Origin of the sequence: Micromonospora sp. NPDC047467, assembly GCF_040643095.1 — a bacterium.
Classification (GTDB): domain Bacteria; phylum Actinomycetota; class Actinomycetes; order Mycobacteriales; family Micromonosporaceae; genus Micromonospora.
The window spans coordinates 433706-449330 of record NZ_JBEYTO010000001.1; the positions used below are offsets into that span (position 1 = coordinate 433706).

A 15625-nucleotide genomic window follows, 5' to 3' on the forward strand; every position below is an offset into this window, starting at 1 on the left:
CGGTGCTCTGGGTCCGAGATGGGGGGCGTGATGCGAACCGGCGAAGAGAATCCGACTGCCGAGCACGCCACGCTGGCCCGCTATCTGCTCGGTGCTCTGGACGAGGCCGAGCGCGTCGCGTTCGAGGCGCACCTCGCCGGCTGCTGGGAGTGTCTGTCGGCGGCGGGGCAGATGGGCAGCGTGACCAGTGCCCTCCCCGAGTTGGACGCCGCCGACTGGGAGGCGATCGCGTCCCTTCCGCCGGACTTCGCGCTGCCGGAGTTCGTGCCGCCGACCGAGCCCGACACGTCGGCGGTCGTGCGACCGACCGAGCCCGACACGTCGACGGTCGCGCCACCGGCTTCCGGTCCGACTCTCCCGCCGGGCGGCCTCGCGGTCGAACGCGAGGCCGGCCCGCCTGAGCCCTCGGACGACCCGCCCGGGGCGACGGCTTCCGCCCCGGCCGGCCCTGGAGCTGACGTGACCCGCCGCCGGAACCGCCGTGGCGGCGCCGGTCCACGTACCGTCGGGTCGGCCCGGCCGGCCGGAAGCCGACCGGGAACGCCAGCCGCACCCGAGAGCCGCCCGGGTCGCCCGTCGAGCGACCCACGACGTCGCCGGCTCAAGCTCTGGGCCGGGGCGGCCGCCGCGGTGCTGGCCGTCGTCATCGCCGGCGGTGGTGTCGTGGCCGGCCTCGGCCCCACGAACAGCGACGTGGTGCTCACCGCGAACGGGGAGGCGCCCGCCCAGGGCGTGAGTCTCGCCGTCACGATCACCACCGACCAGGACAGGTCGAGCATCAAGGTCACCGCCATCGGTCTGCGTCCGGGCCTGCGCTACCGCCTCTTCGGGGTGACCCGGGACGGCGCCACCCATGTGATCCGCGACTGGACGGCGTCGTCCGGGCCGCAGGACGTGGCCGCCGAGCTGTCGCTGCCCGTCAACGACCTCGCGTTCGTCACGGTGGGGCTTGTCGACGGCACGGCGATCGTCACCGCTCCGATCTCCCGCTGACCCGCCCGCCGACCGGCGGGTGGGCGGGCTCCCCACGGATTGGGCTGAACCGAACGTCGGCGGCAGCCGTAGGGCCTGCGACGGCGATGACCGAGGCCCACCGGAGGTGTCCATGCCCGAGCAGACGCGAGCGCCCAACCCACACGTCGAGCGGCTGGCGCTGAAGATTGTCGAGAATGACCTGCGCCGGATCGCGCAAGCGGCTCACAACCGCTCGCCCGATCTGGCGAACAAGTGGAACGACGCGAGAAAATTCGTCGACGGCAAGCAGCGCGACCTCGACCGCAAAGGACCGCCCCCGCCCGGCGAGACGCGCCGACGCGACCGGGACCCGGGTCAGGATCTGGACCCGGCGGAAGCGCAGTGGCAGCCGGAGACCGTTGTCCACCAGAGCTCGGAGAGCACCTTCGGGCGCTTGGTGCGGGAGCTGTTGCAGATGCTGGACGGGTCGTCGACGCAGCCGACCGCGACGTATCCGGCCTCGCAGGGGCCACCGCACGCGACGCCGGGGCCGTGGCCGGCTCCGCCCCCGCCCGTCACGCCGTACAGGCTGCCTCTCCACGACCTGCCGATGGACGTCCGACCGATGTCCGAAATAGACGAAGCGGTGCTGCGCAGCCACCTCACCGATGCGGTCGACTCGATGCTGAAGGACAGCCCCGCGCTGAAGGAACTGTACGACCAGGTCGGCCTGCCCACGGTGTCGCACTTCCTCAAGGGCCGCGCGGACGGGCCCGAGCCAACGCCGGACGGGGCCGAGGCGAGGTTGGACGGGGCCGAGACCCGGCTCGACCGGGAGCCGACCGCCGCCGACGTGGCCGCGCTCACCAGCCCGGGCGGCGACCGACCACCGTCCTCCCGGCGCGGGTCGGAGACATCGATCGCGAATGTGGCCGCCCTCCGGTCGACGCCCGCGGTGTCGCCGAACACCACGCCGGTCTCGCCGGTCAGTCGACGGCCGAGCACCGTCGTGCCGAGCCGGACCGCGATGCGGCGGTAGCCTCGCGGACCAGCGGCCTCCCGTCTTCCCTCGGCCGGGTGGCCGCGGTCGCCGCCGCGCACGCCCGCGCCGGTTCGGAGTTCGTGGATCAGGTTCGTGAGGTGTTGACCGGCGTGGCCGGGCCGGGATCGACCCCGACCTGCTCGCCGACGGCCACAACACCATGAACGCCCTCACCGACCTCGCCGCCGGCTGTCCCTGGCTTAAGCCCTGATTAGTTACCCGTCCGGTACGCCGACGGTCGAATACCGGTCTCTCGCAGGAAGGCCGCCGAAAACTGCGCGGTGCCGCCGAACCCGCAGCGGATCGCAGTCTGTCCTACCCCCATCCCACGTTCCAGGTAGCGGCGGGCCTGATCAATGCGCAAACGGGTCAGGTACCGGGCCGGGGTCAGCCCGGTGGTCTGCCTGAACACCCGCAGGAAGTGAAAGGTGCTGAGGTGCACCTCCCGTGCCAGATCGGCCAGTCGCAGTGGTTCAGCCATACGCTCGTTCATGAGCTCGATAGCGGCGTGGACCCGCTTGTCCTCACGACCCACCCGTTCGGCCTCTCCGGGCCGGCCCAGCAGGTGAACCGCGAGGAACTCAGCAGCCGTCTGAGCATGAAGGTCGCCGGCGCCCCGGCGTGCCGCGCTCGCGAGTGATGGCAGTAGCGACGGGAGTAGTTCGTCATCGCTGGGGACGTGTGTTGCAGTCGGGAGACTCATCTCAGCTGCCACCCTGCGGACCGTGTGGCCGGGCAGATGTAGGTGGACAGTGGACATCGGTTCCGAGAGCTCGAACCGCAGGCGGCTCTCATCGCCGCCCACGGACCCGCCGATCAACCCCGGAGCGACCGGAACAGTCTTGCGTTCGTTGCCCTGCTCGATCCGCATCGTGCCCTGCCCGGCCACGACCAGCCACACGTGGTAGCTGGATGTGGCGGGCAGGTCGACCTCGCCGACCTTGTCCAGATGATCGAAGCTCTGGACAAGCAATGCACGTCAGCCTGCGGCGTCCCAGCTGTACAGATTCGTGTGGAGTCGTGACGTGTCGTATCCCGCGTAGGCGGCGAAGTCGAACTGGGCCTCGCGATTCACCGATCGACGCTAACACCGCAAGATCGATGCGGCTGTCCGCAATCTCACGTAACAACCGATCACGCCCACGCTTCTACCGTCGGGGAATGCCTCACCGCTACTCCATCAACGCGCGCTCGAACGCCGCTCCCACGGCCGTCTATGATGCGCTGCTGCGTGCCGGCTCCTGGCCAATGTGGTCACCTATCGACTCGGTGACCCTGGCAGACGGCCGCGACCCGTGGGATCGCGGCCGTGTAGGCGACGTCCGACTCTTCCGCACAGGACGGGCTCTGAGCCGCGAATCAATCGAAGATCTCGATCCCGATCGGCGCTTCGTCTACAGCAATCCCTCCGGACCGTTTCGCAGCTACCGCGGTCAGATAGAACTGATACCTGACGGCTCCGGGACTAAGATCAACTGGCAGGCCGAGTTCGAGACGAACATCCGTCTGATGGGTCCGATCATGCGCCTCTACCTGCTGCGCTTCATGCGTCGGATGGCGTGGGGACTCGCCACCTACGCGGAACGGCCGACGATGACGAGCAAGTAGTTGTGAGCAGGGCAGCAGCCGGCGACAGGTCATCAGGTCCGGCAACCAGCCGACGGCAGCGTTCTCATTACCCTGCGGCGGATGGTCGGCGCCACGGTGGACGTGACTCGGCGGGTGCCGAACGCGGTGTCGCCCAGGGCGATCCATCACCGAGGCAGTGCCAGTCACCGACGGTGAACACGGCGGGCTGCTGCCCGACCTCGCAATAGCCCTGACCCCCCTTGCCGAGCCGGAGCCCAACGCGGCGGTCGCCTCGCTGACCTGCGGCCTCCCGTCCCCCTCGGTCGGGAGGCCGCCCGCCGGACTCAGTACGGGTCGACCTGCGGGACCTCCTTGGCCCGGTGCGCGCCGGGCTTACAGCCGGCGAACGGACCGGACGGGTCGCGCAGCGTATTCATCACCGGGCCGAGGTGGTCGCGGTGCCAGTTCGCCGGTCCACTCAGCCCGGCGTTCGGGCCGGTGAGCTCCTGCCACGCCAACCACAGCCCGTAGAACTGGGCGACGGCCTCGGGATGCTGCCACCACCGGGAACACCAGGGCGCGGTCGAGGAGACCTCCCGGGCGTAGACGGGCACGAGCAGGTGCCGTACCCACATCGTCAGCATCCGCAGCGCCTCGGCGTGCTCGTCGCCCTCGAGATAGAGGATGAACGGCGGCTTCCTCGGCGCGGGTGGGGCTGACGCGTCCGTGGCCGGCGGAGCCGGTTCCCCGGCCGACTGTGCGGGCTCGGCGGCCCGCTGCTGCTCCTGTGCTGACAGCATGTCCTCTCCTTCTCGGTTGGTCGATGAGCTCGTGGTCAGCCCGGGGCGGCGAAGTTCTGCGTCCAGTACGGGCCGTCCCCGTTGTCGGCGCGGCCGATCCCGATCTCGGTGAACGCGCAGTTGAGGATGTTGGCCCGGTGTCCGGGGCTGTTCATCCAGGCGTCCATCACCGCCTCCGGCGTCGGTTGGTTGTACGCGACGTTCTCCCCGTAGGTGCGCCACACGTAGCCGGCCCGGTCCAGCCGTTGGCCCACGTCGCTGCCGTCGCTGCCGGTGTGCGACATGTTCCGGTGGTCGGCCTGGTCCTGGCTGTGCCGCATCGCTGCCGTGGTCAGTTCCGGATCGCTCTGGACCGGAGCGCAGCCGGCCTCGCTCCGTCTGGCGTTGACCAGTTCGAGGACCCCGCCGCCGGTGGTGGCGCTGTCGCCACCATCCGCACCGTCGTCGTTTTCGTTTTCGTTGTCGTCCTCGGTGGTCGCCTCCGAGGTCGGGCCGGTGGTCGTCGGGGTGGCGTACGGCTCGCCGAGAATCCCCATGTACTGGCCGAAGTAGGCGCGTACCTTCGCGGTGTAGGCCCGGGTGTTCGTGCTCGGGCTGACCCCGCCGGCCTCGCGTACCGCGTCGATCCCGTCCTGGTACGCGGACAGGGTCAGGTCGAGGACGTTGCCGATCACCTTCCCCTCGTCCAGCAGGGTCTGCACCTCCTTGGCGAGCGCGCACATGTACTTCGCCTGCGCCATGATCGAGTCTTCCGGGTCCTCCGGGCGGGTCTTGTCGTTGTCGTCGGTGTCCTCGCCGTACTTCTCGAAGATCTCGGGGTCGAGCTGGGAGATGCCCACCTTCCCGTCCTCGCCGACCTTCGCGGTGTACCACCCGGAGCCCACCTGGATCTGGGCGGCGATGACCACCGGACCGATCTCGGTGCACTCCTTGCCGGCGTCCTCGATGGTCTCCAACAGCGAGGCCGGCACCTGCTCGGTGTCCAGTTCGCCCTTGCCGTCTCCCCGTCCCGCCTCGATGGACTGCCGGGCGGCGTCCTGGACGTCGATGTCCGGCCCGCCGCCGCTTCCGCTGAACCCACCGAAGAGCCAGATGAGCAGGATCAGCGGGAGCAGCAGGATGTAGAGCGCGCCGACCACGACGACCAGGGCGCCGCCGACGGCCAGCGCGATCGGGCTGGACATCAACGCCATGCCGCCACCGATCGCCGCGCCGATCACGGCGATCCGGGTGCCGCTGCCCTCCCCACCCGCACCGGAACCACTCACGTCGCCTCCCGTCCTCGGGTCGCTTGAAAAATCTGGAACTCGTCTTGAACCGGGGCGTCGGACGCCCCGTAGAGGCGTCCGTCAACGAGCCGGACGGCCGCACAACGGGGCCGAGGGCCTGTCGGTTCAAACCCGGTCGGGACAGATCAGATCGGGATTCACGAGGAGGAGGTGGATGGCATGATGCCCGCGACGACGGTCGGGCCGGCATCGCGCGTGCCACCGGGATCGGTGTCCGCGCGGACACCGGGCCACAGCCCCGCCACGCAGCCCCGCCGGTACCTCTCCGAGGAGGGGATTGGCTGGATCGCGGCGCACGGGGGCGCCGGCACGACGACACTGGCCCGGCTCCTCGGCGGCACCGACCTCGGCTGCCGATGGCCGGACGCCGCGTTGGCCGAACCCGCCACGGTCATGCTGGTGGGCAGGACCAACGCGGAGGGGATCCGGGCACTGTCGCGGGCCCTCAACGCGTTGCGGGAGGGTCGGCACCCACCCGGCATGCGGCTGACCGGCCTGGTGCTGCTCGCCGACGCCCCGGGCCGGCTGCCGATGGCGCTGTCCCGGCGGATCCGGGTGCTGCGCTCGGTGGCCCCGGTGCACCGGGTGCCGTGGGTCCCGGAATGGCGTCTGGGCCGCCAGGCGCGTACGACGCCGAAGGCGATGCTGCGGCTGGCCACGGCGGCCGGTCTCCGTTCCGACACGCGGGGGAGACCGTCGTGAACCTCGATTTCGAATCTATCCGCGCGGCAGATCCGAGCCCGTTCGTGCCGCCGCCCGGGTACACCCCGGTCTCCGAGGCGAACGACCTGCTCGGCCTGCTCGCCTGGTGTGTGACGGCGGCTGCGATCGCCGGTCTCATCGTCGTCGGCATCCAGATGGCCTTGCAGCTCAACCGTGGTACGCCGGGCGAGGGTGCCGAACACTTCCGTGGCCTGGTTGTCGTCGCGCTCGCCTGTGTCCTGGGCGCCTCGGCCGGCCCTCTCGTCGCGTTCTTCGGCGACCTCGGTCTCTGACCACGTCGTCACCGGTCGACCGGGAGCCCCCGGATCGCCGATCGTCCTGATCCGCTTCCTCCACAAGGAGTTTTCCGATGTCGCTCACCAGCCTCAGCCAGTCCGCCGCCGCCCACGTCCTCGCCCGGCTGCCGATGGAGCCGGCTCCCGGCGGCGGTGGCGTGGTCAACCCGACGCCGAGTGCCCCCACTGCGCTCAGCGATCTGGTCAACAAACTGCTGGGGTTGATCGCCTGGGGCGGCACCGCCGCGGGGGTGGCCGGGGTGCTGATCACCGGCACGATGATGGCGATCTCGGTGAAGCGGGGCGAGAGCTCCGAGCACATGTCAAGGCTCGGCCTCGTCCTCGGTGGGTGCATCCTGGTCGCCGTCGCCGGCCCGGTGGCGAACTGGTTCCTCGGCGGCGGTGGGGACACCACCCAGGGCGGGGCCCAGTGACCGACGGCGGCCGACGATGGTCGGAGGACGGGAAACCGCCCTTCTGGACGGAACGGGGGTGGATCGTCTCCGCGGTCTTCCTCGCCGGGGCGGTCCTGCTCTCCGGGATGGTCTGGATCGGCGGGCTGGGCGGAGACGACTCGGCCGACCTGGGGGGTCAGGCCGCCGCGGGGCCCGCGAAGCAGCCGGCCCCACCCTGTCCGACGACCTCCACAGTGGCGTCCGCTCCGGCGCAACCACCCGCCCCGACGAAACCACCCGCCGACGTGTCCTGGCGGGCCGTCGACGTCGGCTACCAGGTGCCGGTCTCGGCCAGCCAAGGGCCGCTGCGCATCGAGGGCGGGGTGCTCCGCTGCTTCGCCCACACTCCTATCGGTGCGGTGCTCGCGGCGCACATCATTCCGGTCAAGTTGGACGGCCCCGACTGGCAGACGGTTGCCGACCTTCAGGTTCTGCCCGGCCAGGGCCGGGAGGTGCTGACCGCCCGGCTCGACCGGGTGGTCAACAACAACCGTCGGGGTGGGGGCAACTACGCCGGCTACGCGGTCGACGCGTACACGCCGGAGGCGGCCACCGTGCAGCTACTCGTGCACGGCGCCGGGTCGTACATGGCGAGCCGGATCGAGCTGCGCTGGGACGACGGCGACTGGAAGCTCGCGCCGTCGCGGGTCGGCGTGGTGTTCGAGTCCATCGGCACGGTCGCCAGCAGCCGTGGCTTCAGTGTGTGGAGGCAGTGACACGTGTGTGACACAAGTCCGCTGAACAGCCTGCAGGACATCTTCGAGCTCATCATCAACCCGGTCGGGATGTTCGTCCGGATCATCGCCAACCTGATCCTCGCCGGGGCGATCTCGATCTTCGGTGAGTTGACCGACGAGGTGCCCACCCTCTCTGCGGAGGCGGACGGCGAGCCCTCCATGGCCGTCCCCGGGATGATCAGCGACCAGATCGAGTGGCTCATCGTCTACCTGGCGGTCGGCTCGATCCTCTTCGCCGCCGCCAAGATGGCGATGGATCGGCGCGCCGAGGCCGGCAAGGTGGCGCTGCGCGGCTTCCTCCGGGTGATCCTGGTGGCCGGGGCCGGCTCGTGGATAGCGATCAAGGCCGCCGCCATCTCGGACGACTACACCCGGCACCTCTTCTCCACGGCCTCCCTGAACATCATCAAGAGCGTGCCGTGCATCGACGACGGCTCCGGGATGGAGGCGTTCCTCCTCCTGGTCCTGGCCTTCCTGTTGCTGATCTCGGCCATCGTGCACGTCCTGCTGCTCTATGTCCGGCTCGGCGTGATGATCCTCCTGCTCGGCACCCTGCCGCTGGCCGCCGCCGCCTCCATGACGAACTGGGGTGCCGGCTGGTGGCGCAAGCACATCGGCTGGACGGTCGCCTGGCTGCTCTACAAACCGGCGGTCGGCCTGATCATGTATGCCGGCTCGCAGATGATCGCCCAGGGGAACAAATCCGAGGACGGCATCCACAGCCGAATAGCCGGGGTCGGCGTTCTGCTGCTGTCGGCGATCGCGCTCCCCGCCCTGCTCAAGCTCGTGGTCCCGGCAACGGCGGCGCTGGGCACCGGTGACCCCGCCGGCACCGCCATCTCCGCGGCCGGTGGCGCTATCGCCTCCGGTGCGAAGAAGATCGCCAGCGGTGCCGCGTCGTCGTCCGGCGGCAGTGTCGGCCCGTCCGGGTCACGCGCGCCCAGCGGTGCCTCCGGCCCCGCCGGCCGCGACGGTGGCTCCGCGAGCGGGGGTCGCGACGGAGCGTCGGGCCGCAACGGTGCCGGCGGGCGACCCGCCCCGAGCAGTGCCGGTGCCGCGACGAGCGGCGCTGGCGCCGCAGCGAGCGCCGCCGGACCCGCCGCCGCCGTGATCGGCGCGACGTACCAGGCGGCCCAGGTCGGCCGGCGCATGGTGTCCGGCGCGGTGGAGCGAGCCGACGGCGACGCGGGCCACAACTGACGGTGCGTCGGCGGCCGACCGCCGACCAGAAGAGGCGAGGGAGAGGTCTATGTCGACGGAAGCCGCTATCGAACCGACGTACGGGAACTGGCGCCGGCCACGCCGCGCCGGGCTGGGGCCGTTCGGTCTGCTCGGCACTGTCGGGGTCTTCGGCGGGCTGGTGGTGGTGCTGCTGGCGTCTCTGGCATCGCTGCAGGCGGCGATGGTGATCGGTACGCCGTTCGTGCTGGGCCTTGTTCCCATGGCGGTGCGCACCCCGGACGGCCGCAACCTGTACCAGCTCGTGACGCTGCGCATCGGCTGGTCCCGGCGGCGGGCCCGGGGCGAGCACCTGTACGTTTCGGGGCCGCTGTCGGCCCGTCCCGAGGGTCGGTTCGCCCCGCCCGGCATGCTCAGCGGGGTGGCGGCCCTGGAAGGGCGGGACGCCTACGACCGGTCGTTCGGGGTGCTGCACCACCGCCGCCGCAACCTCTACACCATCGTGCTGCGCTGCGAACCCGACGGCGGGTCGCTGGTCGACCCGGACCAGGTCGACACCTGGGTGGCGCTCTGGGGCGAGTGGCTGTCCCGACTCGCCCACGAGCCGGGGCTGCGCGGCGCGTCGGTGGTGGTGGAGACCGCGCCCGACCCGGGCACCCGGCTGGCGACCGAGGTGCTGCCCCGGCTCGACGCTGACGCCCCGCCCGCCGCCCGCGCGGTGATGCAGGAGGTGGTCGAGGACTACCCGTCCGCGTCGTCGGAGATGAACTCGTACATCACCCTGACGTACGCGCCGGTGGGCGGGCCCCGCCGCGACCCGGAGGACGTCATCACCGACCTGGCCATCCGGGTGCCGAGCCTGCTGACCGGGCTGGTCAGCGCGGGCGGTGGGGTGGCCGAGCCGCTCACCGCCGAGCAGATCGCCGAGGTGGTCCGGGTCGCGTACGACCCCGCGTGTGCCGCCGACGTGCTCAGCGTCCGCGCCGAGCACGGGCACACCGGGCTGGAGTGGATCGACGCCGGGCCGGTGGCTGCGGTGGAGACGGTCGACGCGTACCAACACGACTCCGGGGTGTCGCGGACCTGGCTGCTCACCCTCGCACCCCGGGGCACGGTCCGGTCCAGTGTGCTGCGGACCATGCTGGACGCCTCCGCCGGCACCCGCCGCAAGCGCGTGGCGCTGCTCTACCGGCCGATCGACCCGGCCACCTCGGCCCGGATCGTCGAGGCGGACCGGCGGACCGCCCAGTTCATGGCGACCTCGGGTCGCGGCATGGTGCAGGCGCGGGCCGCCGCCGAGGTACGCGCCGCCGAACAGGCCGCCTCCGAGGAGGCCACCGGCGCCGGGCTCGTCGAGTTCTCCCTGATGCTCACCATCACCGTCGACCGCCCCGACCAGCTCGACGACGCGTCGGTGGTGGTGCGCAACCTGACCGGGGCCGCCCGGATCTCCATGCGTCCGGCCAACCGGATGCAGGCGGCGGCGTTCAGCTGCAGCCTGCCGGCCGGAATTCTGCCCTGGGAACAGACCATGCTGCCGCACGAACTCCAGGAGGCGATGTGAGCACCCCACTCGGTGCCGGTTGGCCGGCCGGGCACGCCGGGGCGTCCACCGCGCTCACGGGCCTGGTCGGCGACCCGGACGACGAGGCCCCCAAGCCAGCGAAGGCCGCCCCACCGAAGCCCCGCCGGGACTTCCCGGTCTCGGCGCGGGGCTGGGACGGACCGGGCGGCGGCAAGGTCGGCTACCTCGACGCGCCGACGATGTGGCGGGCCACCACCGTGCAGGCGTGCGGGCTCTGGCCGTTCTCGGCCGGCTCCGGCGCGCCGATGTCCGGGGTGCCGCTCGGCCAGCACCTTTTCACCGGCGCGACGGTCTGCGGCGACCCGATCTCCTGGTTCACCCGGGCGAAGTACATCTCCAACCCGTCGCTGTTCATGCTCGGTATGCCCGGCCTGGGCAAATCGACCCTGATCAACCGGATGGCCGTGGGACTGGCCGCCACCGGTGTGGTGCCGCTGGTCCTCGGCGACCTGAAGCCGGACTACGCGGACACGGTCCGCGCCCTCGGTGGGCAGGTCATCTCGATCGGCCGTGGGGTCGGCGGCATCAACGTGCTGGACCCGGGGGCGATGGGGCTGGCCGCCGAACGGATCGGCGGCAAGGCCGGTCAGGCGCTGGCGGCCGAGACCCACGGCCGGGTGCTCAACATGGTGGCGGCGCTGCTGACCATCGTGCGGGGCCGGGCCCTGGACGACCACGAGCAGGCGGTGCTCTCCGCCTGCCTGCGGCACCTGCGGGAACGTACCCCGAATGGGCGTGCCCCGATCCTGCCTGACCTGCTGCGGGTGTTGGAGGAGGGGCCGGACCGGGTCCGGGCGGTGACCCTGGACCGGGGGCAGGAGACCCGGTACCGGGACGCGGTGGACCCGCTGCACCGCTCCCTACTCGGCATCCTCGATGGCGCGCTCGGCGACACCTTCGGTTCGTCCACCTCGACCCGGATCAACCTGGACGCCCCCGCCGTCTGCATCGACATCTCCCGGATCGGCGAGTCGGACACCCAACTCACCGCGGCGGCGATGCTCGCCGCCTGGTCTGATGGCCTGGGTACGGTTGCCGCCGCGCATGCGATGGCCGACGCCGGAATGGCACCGCGCCGCTGGTTCTTCACCATCCTGGACGAGCTGTGGCGTCCACTTCGGGCGGCCTCCGGCATCGTCGACCGGATCGACGCGCTGACCCGGCTTAATCGCTCACTCGGCCTCGGCGACGCGAAGATCACCCACACCCTCAAGGACGCCGAGGCGCTCGGCACCGACGCCGACCGGGCCAAGGCGCGTGGTTTCGTGGAGCGGGCCGGGATCGTCGCCTGCGCCGGACTGCCGGCCGCCGAGATGACCGACCTGGGCCGGGTGATCGGCCTGTCCCGCCGGGAGATCGAGCTGGTGTCGTCCTGGTCGTCCCCGCCGGGCTGGGCGAGCAGTGGCAGCAACGAGGAGCCGCCCGGCCGGGGCCGGTTCCTGATCAAGGTCGGTGGTCGACCTGGCATCCCGATCCGGGTCTCCATCACTGACACCGAGCGTCGCCTGCACGACACCAACCTGCGCTGGGTGCAGAACGGTTTCGCCGAACAGCAGGCCGCCGAGCGGGCCGCGGCCCGGCAGGCGGCCTTCGAGGCCGAGGCCGAACTGGGCAACCTGAGTACCCAGCCGGAGTACGCCCAGGTGACCGAGGGAGCCAGCCGGGGGTGGGAGGCGTGAGCGGGAGGATGTCCTCCGGCCCGCCACGCGGGTCCGACCTGTTCTTCTGGGCCTTTTCTCTGGTCGTCCTCGCCAACCTCGGGCTCTTCATCGTCGCCTGGACGGGCGGCACGCTCGGCGCCGGGCTGACCGGGCACGGCTGGCGCCCGCCGCCGTTCACCATCGGCTCGTACTTCGCCCTGGTCTCCGGCGACCTCGACACGCTCTGGCCCGGCGCGTCCCCGTACGCGGTCTACGGGGGGATGGTCGTGGTGGCCGCGCTCCTCGTCGTGCCGGTCGTGCTCGTCGGGCGTTGGCTGCTCGACCGCCGCAACCAGGGCGTCGGGCTGGCCCGCAGAAGCGATCTCGCGTCGTTGGCCCCGGCCGGCATCGCCGCCCGCGCCCGGGAGTTGCGTCCCTCGCTGGCCGGGATGAAGCACCTACCGCCGGACGAGACCGGCAACCTGCTCGGCGACCTGTCCCCGAACGGCCCGGAGTTGCGCTCCTCCTACGAGGACGTGGAGTTGGACCTGATGGCACCCCGGGCCGGAAAGTCCACCGGCATCGCCATTCCCCGGGTGCTGCGTGCCCGGGGCGCGGTCCTGCTCACGTCCAACAAGTCCGACGTGTACGCGGTGACCCGCGCCGAACGGGAACGTATCGGCACCGTCTGGACCTTCGACCCGCAGGGCATCGCGCACGCGCCCCGGGAGATGTGGTGGGACATCCTCGCCGACTGCGTCACCATCGAGGGCGCGCGGCGGCTGGCCGGGCACTTCGTCGCCTCGGTCAACGACGACAGCTCGAAGAAGGACTTCTGGATCTCGGCGGCGCAGAACACCCTGACCGCGCTCTTCCTGGCCGCCGCCCGGGGGCGGGCCCCGGTCACCGACCTGCTCGGCTGGCTCGCCGACCCGGCCGACCGCACCCCGATCGACCTGCTGCGCGACGCGGGCATGCAGGCGATGGCCGAGCAGTTGCAGGGCACCGTACGCGGGGCCGTGGAAACCCGCGACGGCATCTACGAGACCGCCCGGCAGTGTGTGGCGTGCCTGCTCGACCCGGAGATCCTCTCCTGGGTCAGCCCGGACCCGTACCTGCCGCAGTTCCGTCCGGATCGGCACGTCCTCGGCCGGGACACCCTCTACCTGCTCTCCAAGGACGGCGGCGGCTCCGCCGCCGGAGTGATCGCCGGGCTCGCCGACGCGACGCTGCGGGCCGGGGTGGTCGCCGCCGAGCGGATGGGCGGCCGGCTGGACCCGCCGATGACCGCGGTGCTCGACGAGGCGGCGAACGTGTGCCGGATCTCCGACCTGCCCGACCTGTACTCGCACCTCGGCTCGCGCGGGATCAACGTGGTGACCCTGTTGCAGAGCTATCGGCAGGGCTCCCGAGTCTGGGGCGAGGCCGGCATGGACGCGATGTGGGGTGCCGCCACCATCAAACTGCTCGGCGCGGGCCTCGACGACGCCGACTTCGTGGAGAAGATCTCCAAGTTGGTCGGCCTGCACGACGTGAGCACCGTCAGCATCTCGCGTAGCCGGGACGGCTCGTCGCGGTCCGTCTCGTACCGTCAGGAGAACGTGCTGCCAGCCGACCGGATCCGGGCGCTGCCGAAGGGGACCGCTCTGCTGCTGGCCACGGGCGTCCGACCTGCGGTGATCAAGCTGCGTCCCTGGTACAAGGAGCCGGACGCGGGACGAATCTCGGCGCTGGCCAAGCAGGAGGTCGCGGCGATCACCGAACGGGCCACCGCCAAGCTCGGCACCAGCTCGACGTAGGCCTGGCTCCTCCGACCAATGGGCCCAGGTAGAAGATCTTGCATGCGGGCTGAACCGGGGGGCGGGGCGCCGCGTAGAGCGGGAATCCAGGTCCACCGTCGGCAGGAGACGATGAGATGGAACGAGACCAAGACCCCCGACAGCCCTACTACGACGGAAGCAACCACTGGGACACCAGCAGCGGCACCAGCCACCAGAGCGGTGACAACACCTACGACTTCGGCCCGGCGCTCGACGAGAACGGGTACCCGTCGCACATGAACGTGAGTGTCGCTCCGTACGCGACCATGCAGCCGTTCTCGAGCAGCGGCACCAGCTCCGCACCGTACCCGTACCCGTACCCGGCCGCCGCCTCGCCCTCGCCGCAGGGGCCGTACGACTATTCGACCAGCTTCGAGCAGCCTGTCTCGGTCGACGAACTCGCCAACCAGTTTGAGCGTTATCAGCTCGCCGGCAACCTCGCCTCGGTTGACCACGATGTGTGGGAGGCGCAGCGCGCCTTCGCCACGGCACCCGCTGATGACCGGATGCCTGAACCTGCCCCGGTGACGCCTCCGCTGCCTCCGGACTTCGCCGAACTGGAGGCGAGCACGAGGGCGTGGGAGCAGTGGGCTGATCAGCATGTCGCCGACGGACTCACCAACCTCGTGACGGGGGAGCCGTTCCAGCTCGGGACGCGCCCCACGCAGCGGGAGGAAATGGTCGTCCCCGACCGCTCCCCGCTGGCCAGTCCCAGCCACACCCCGAGTGGATCTCCGCCTCTTCCGCCGGTTGGCGGCCCTGCGGGCGGGCCTGACGTGGAGGCGGGGCGGGCGGACACGTTCGCGCTGCACGAAGACGGGCAGACGCTCCTGCAACGTGTCAAAAATGGCTGGCAAGTTGTCATGGACGAGGAGGTCCGGACCCGGGTCCTGTACGCGCTCGGCAGCACGCTCGAGGCGTTCGGGCGATCCACCGGAGTGTCTTACGCCATCGCGACCGGCAACGCTGTGATCCTCGGTGCCGACATCATCAACAGAGGTCAAAGCATCTACAACAACATCACCGCGCCGCAGGTCGACATGCCGCGTCTGGCCCGGGACACCGCCGACGTCGTCGGCCTCACCACCGGTATCGCGGCCGGCTACACCCTGATCTCTGGTGTGAACAAGGCATTGTCAACGGACGACCACCTCGTCATCGACAGAAGTCATGTCCGAGCGGCGGGTTATCTGGGCGGCGCCGCTGCGGTCGCGTACGGGGCCGGTGCGGTTTTCGCTGGCGTGGACCGGAACAGAACGGCAGCCGGGCCCGCCGACACCGGCAGCGAGCACGCTCCGGCCGACCGGTCGGAGTCGCATCGGTCGGAGTCGCATCGGTCGGAGTCGCACCGGTCGGAGTCGCACCGGTCGGAGTCGCACCGGTCGGAGTCGCACCGGCCGGAGTCGCACCGGTCGCACGGGACGACCAGCGGGGCTGCCCGGATGGCCGCTCCCCGCGCCGAGCGGGAGTACGCCGAGACGCAGCAGGGGGAGTCGAGCTACCAGTCGACCAGCCAGCGACGCAAGGGCAAGGCACGGGCGAAACGCTGACGCCAGT

Annotated in this window: 15 protein-coding genes; 12 read left to right on the forward strand and 3 right to left on the reverse strand. The window is 71.0% G+C overall.

Annotated elements, in window-relative coordinates:
- Positions 1-30: 30 nt before the first annotated feature.
- Together ABZ780_RS01750 and ABZ780_RS01755 are read left to right on the forward strand one after the other, a co-directional pair.
- On the forward strand, positions 31-993 hold the full coding sequence (locus tag ABZ780_RS01750) for a zf-HC2 domain-containing protein (protein ID WP_357483111.1): 963 nt from the start codon (positions 31-33) through the stop codon (positions 991-993).
- 112 nt (positions 994-1105) lie between these two features.
- A complete protein-coding gene (locus ABZ780_RS01755; protein ID WP_356999201.1) occupies positions 1106-1993 on the forward strand; it encodes a hypothetical protein in 888 nt (295 codons plus the stop codon).
- 214 nt (positions 1994-2207) lie between these two features.
- On the opposite strand, the gene ABZ780_RS01760 is transcribed toward ABZ780_RS01755, so the two are convergent.
- On the reverse strand, positions 2208-2969 hold the full coding sequence (locus ABZ780_RS01760; protein WP_356999203.1) for an AraC family transcriptional regulator: 762 nt from the start codon (positions 2967-2969) through the stop codon (positions 2208-2210).
- Between the two features lie 188 nt (positions 2970-3157).
- On the opposite strand from ABZ780_RS01760, the gene ABZ780_RS01765 reads away from it, so the two are divergent.
- Entirely contained in the window at positions 3158-3604 is a 447-nt protein-coding gene (locus ABZ780_RS01765; RefSeq protein ID WP_356999205.1) for an SRPBCC family protein, read from the forward strand.
- A 305-nt stretch (positions 3605-3909) separates the two neighbouring features.
- Here the strand turns inward: ABZ780_RS01765 and ABZ780_RS01770 are convergent, their stop codons facing one another.
- Positions 3910-4365: a DUF4913 domain-containing protein gene (locus ABZ780_RS01770; protein ID WP_356999208.1), complete on the reverse strand. Its 456-nt coding sequence runs from the start codon at positions 4363-4365 to the stop codon at positions 3910-3912.
- Positions 4366-4400: 35 nt separating this feature from the next.
- Positions 4401-5633, reverse strand: a complete 1233-nt coding sequence (locus tag ABZ780_RS01775) for a CAP domain-containing protein (RefSeq protein WP_356999210.1) — start codon at positions 5631-5633, stop codon at positions 4401-4403.
- Between the two features lie 231 nt (positions 5634-5864).
- On the opposite strand from ABZ780_RS01775, the gene ABZ780_RS01780 reads away from it, so the two are divergent.
- The 9 genes from ABZ780_RS01780 (at position 5865) to ABZ780_RS01820 (ending at position 15618) form a co-directional block, all read left to right on the forward strand.
- Complete coding sequence (locus ABZ780_RS01780) at positions 5865-6356, forward strand: hypothetical protein (protein ID WP_356999212.1); 492 nt, start codon at positions 5865-5867, stop codon at positions 6354-6356.
- Positions 6353-6649, forward strand: a complete 297-nt coding sequence (locus tag ABZ780_RS01785; protein ID WP_356999215.1) for a hypothetical protein — start codon at positions 6353-6355, stop codon at positions 6647-6649. The genes ABZ780_RS01780 and ABZ780_RS01785 overlap by 4 nt, the downstream gene beginning before the upstream one ends.
- A gap of 77 nt (positions 6650-6726) precedes the next feature.
- A complete protein-coding gene (locus ABZ780_RS01790) occupies positions 6727-7086 on the forward strand; it encodes a hypothetical protein (protein ID WP_356999217.1) in 360 nt (119 codons plus the stop codon).
- On the forward strand, positions 7083-7823 hold the full coding sequence (locus tag ABZ780_RS01795) for a hypothetical protein (RefSeq protein WP_357483114.1): 741 nt from the start codon (positions 7083-7085) through the stop codon (positions 7821-7823). Before ABZ780_RS01790 ends, ABZ780_RS01795 begins: the two co-directional genes overlap by 4 nt.
- A gap of 3 nt (positions 7824-7826) precedes the next feature.
- Entirely contained in the window at positions 7827-9044 is a 1218-nt protein-coding gene (locus ABZ780_RS01800) for a hypothetical protein (protein ID WP_357483117.1), read from the forward strand.
- A gap of 49 nt (positions 9045-9093) precedes the next feature.
- Positions 9094-10587, forward strand: coding sequence for an SCO6880 family protein (locus ABZ780_RS01805; protein WP_357483120.1), 1494 nt, complete (start codon positions 9094-9096; stop codon positions 10585-10587).
- The gene (locus ABZ780_RS01810) at positions 10584-12287 is read left to right on the forward strand and encodes an ATP/GTP-binding protein (protein WP_357483123.1); all 1704 of its coding nucleotides are present in this window, start codon (positions 10584-10586) and stop codon (positions 12285-12287) included. The genes ABZ780_RS01805 and ABZ780_RS01810 overlap by 4 nt, the downstream gene beginning before the upstream one ends.
- Positions 12284-14047: a TraM recognition domain-containing protein gene (locus ABZ780_RS01815; RefSeq protein WP_357483126.1), complete on the forward strand. Its 1764-nt coding sequence runs from the start codon at positions 12284-12286 to the stop codon at positions 14045-14047. The genes ABZ780_RS01810 and ABZ780_RS01815 overlap by 4 nt, the downstream gene beginning before the upstream one ends.
- Before the next feature lie 116 nt (positions 14048-14163).
- On the forward strand, positions 14164-15618 hold the full coding sequence (locus tag ABZ780_RS01820) for a hypothetical protein (protein WP_357483129.1): 1455 nt from the start codon (positions 14164-14166) through the stop codon (positions 15616-15618).
- Positions 15619-15625 lie beyond the last annotated feature (7 nt).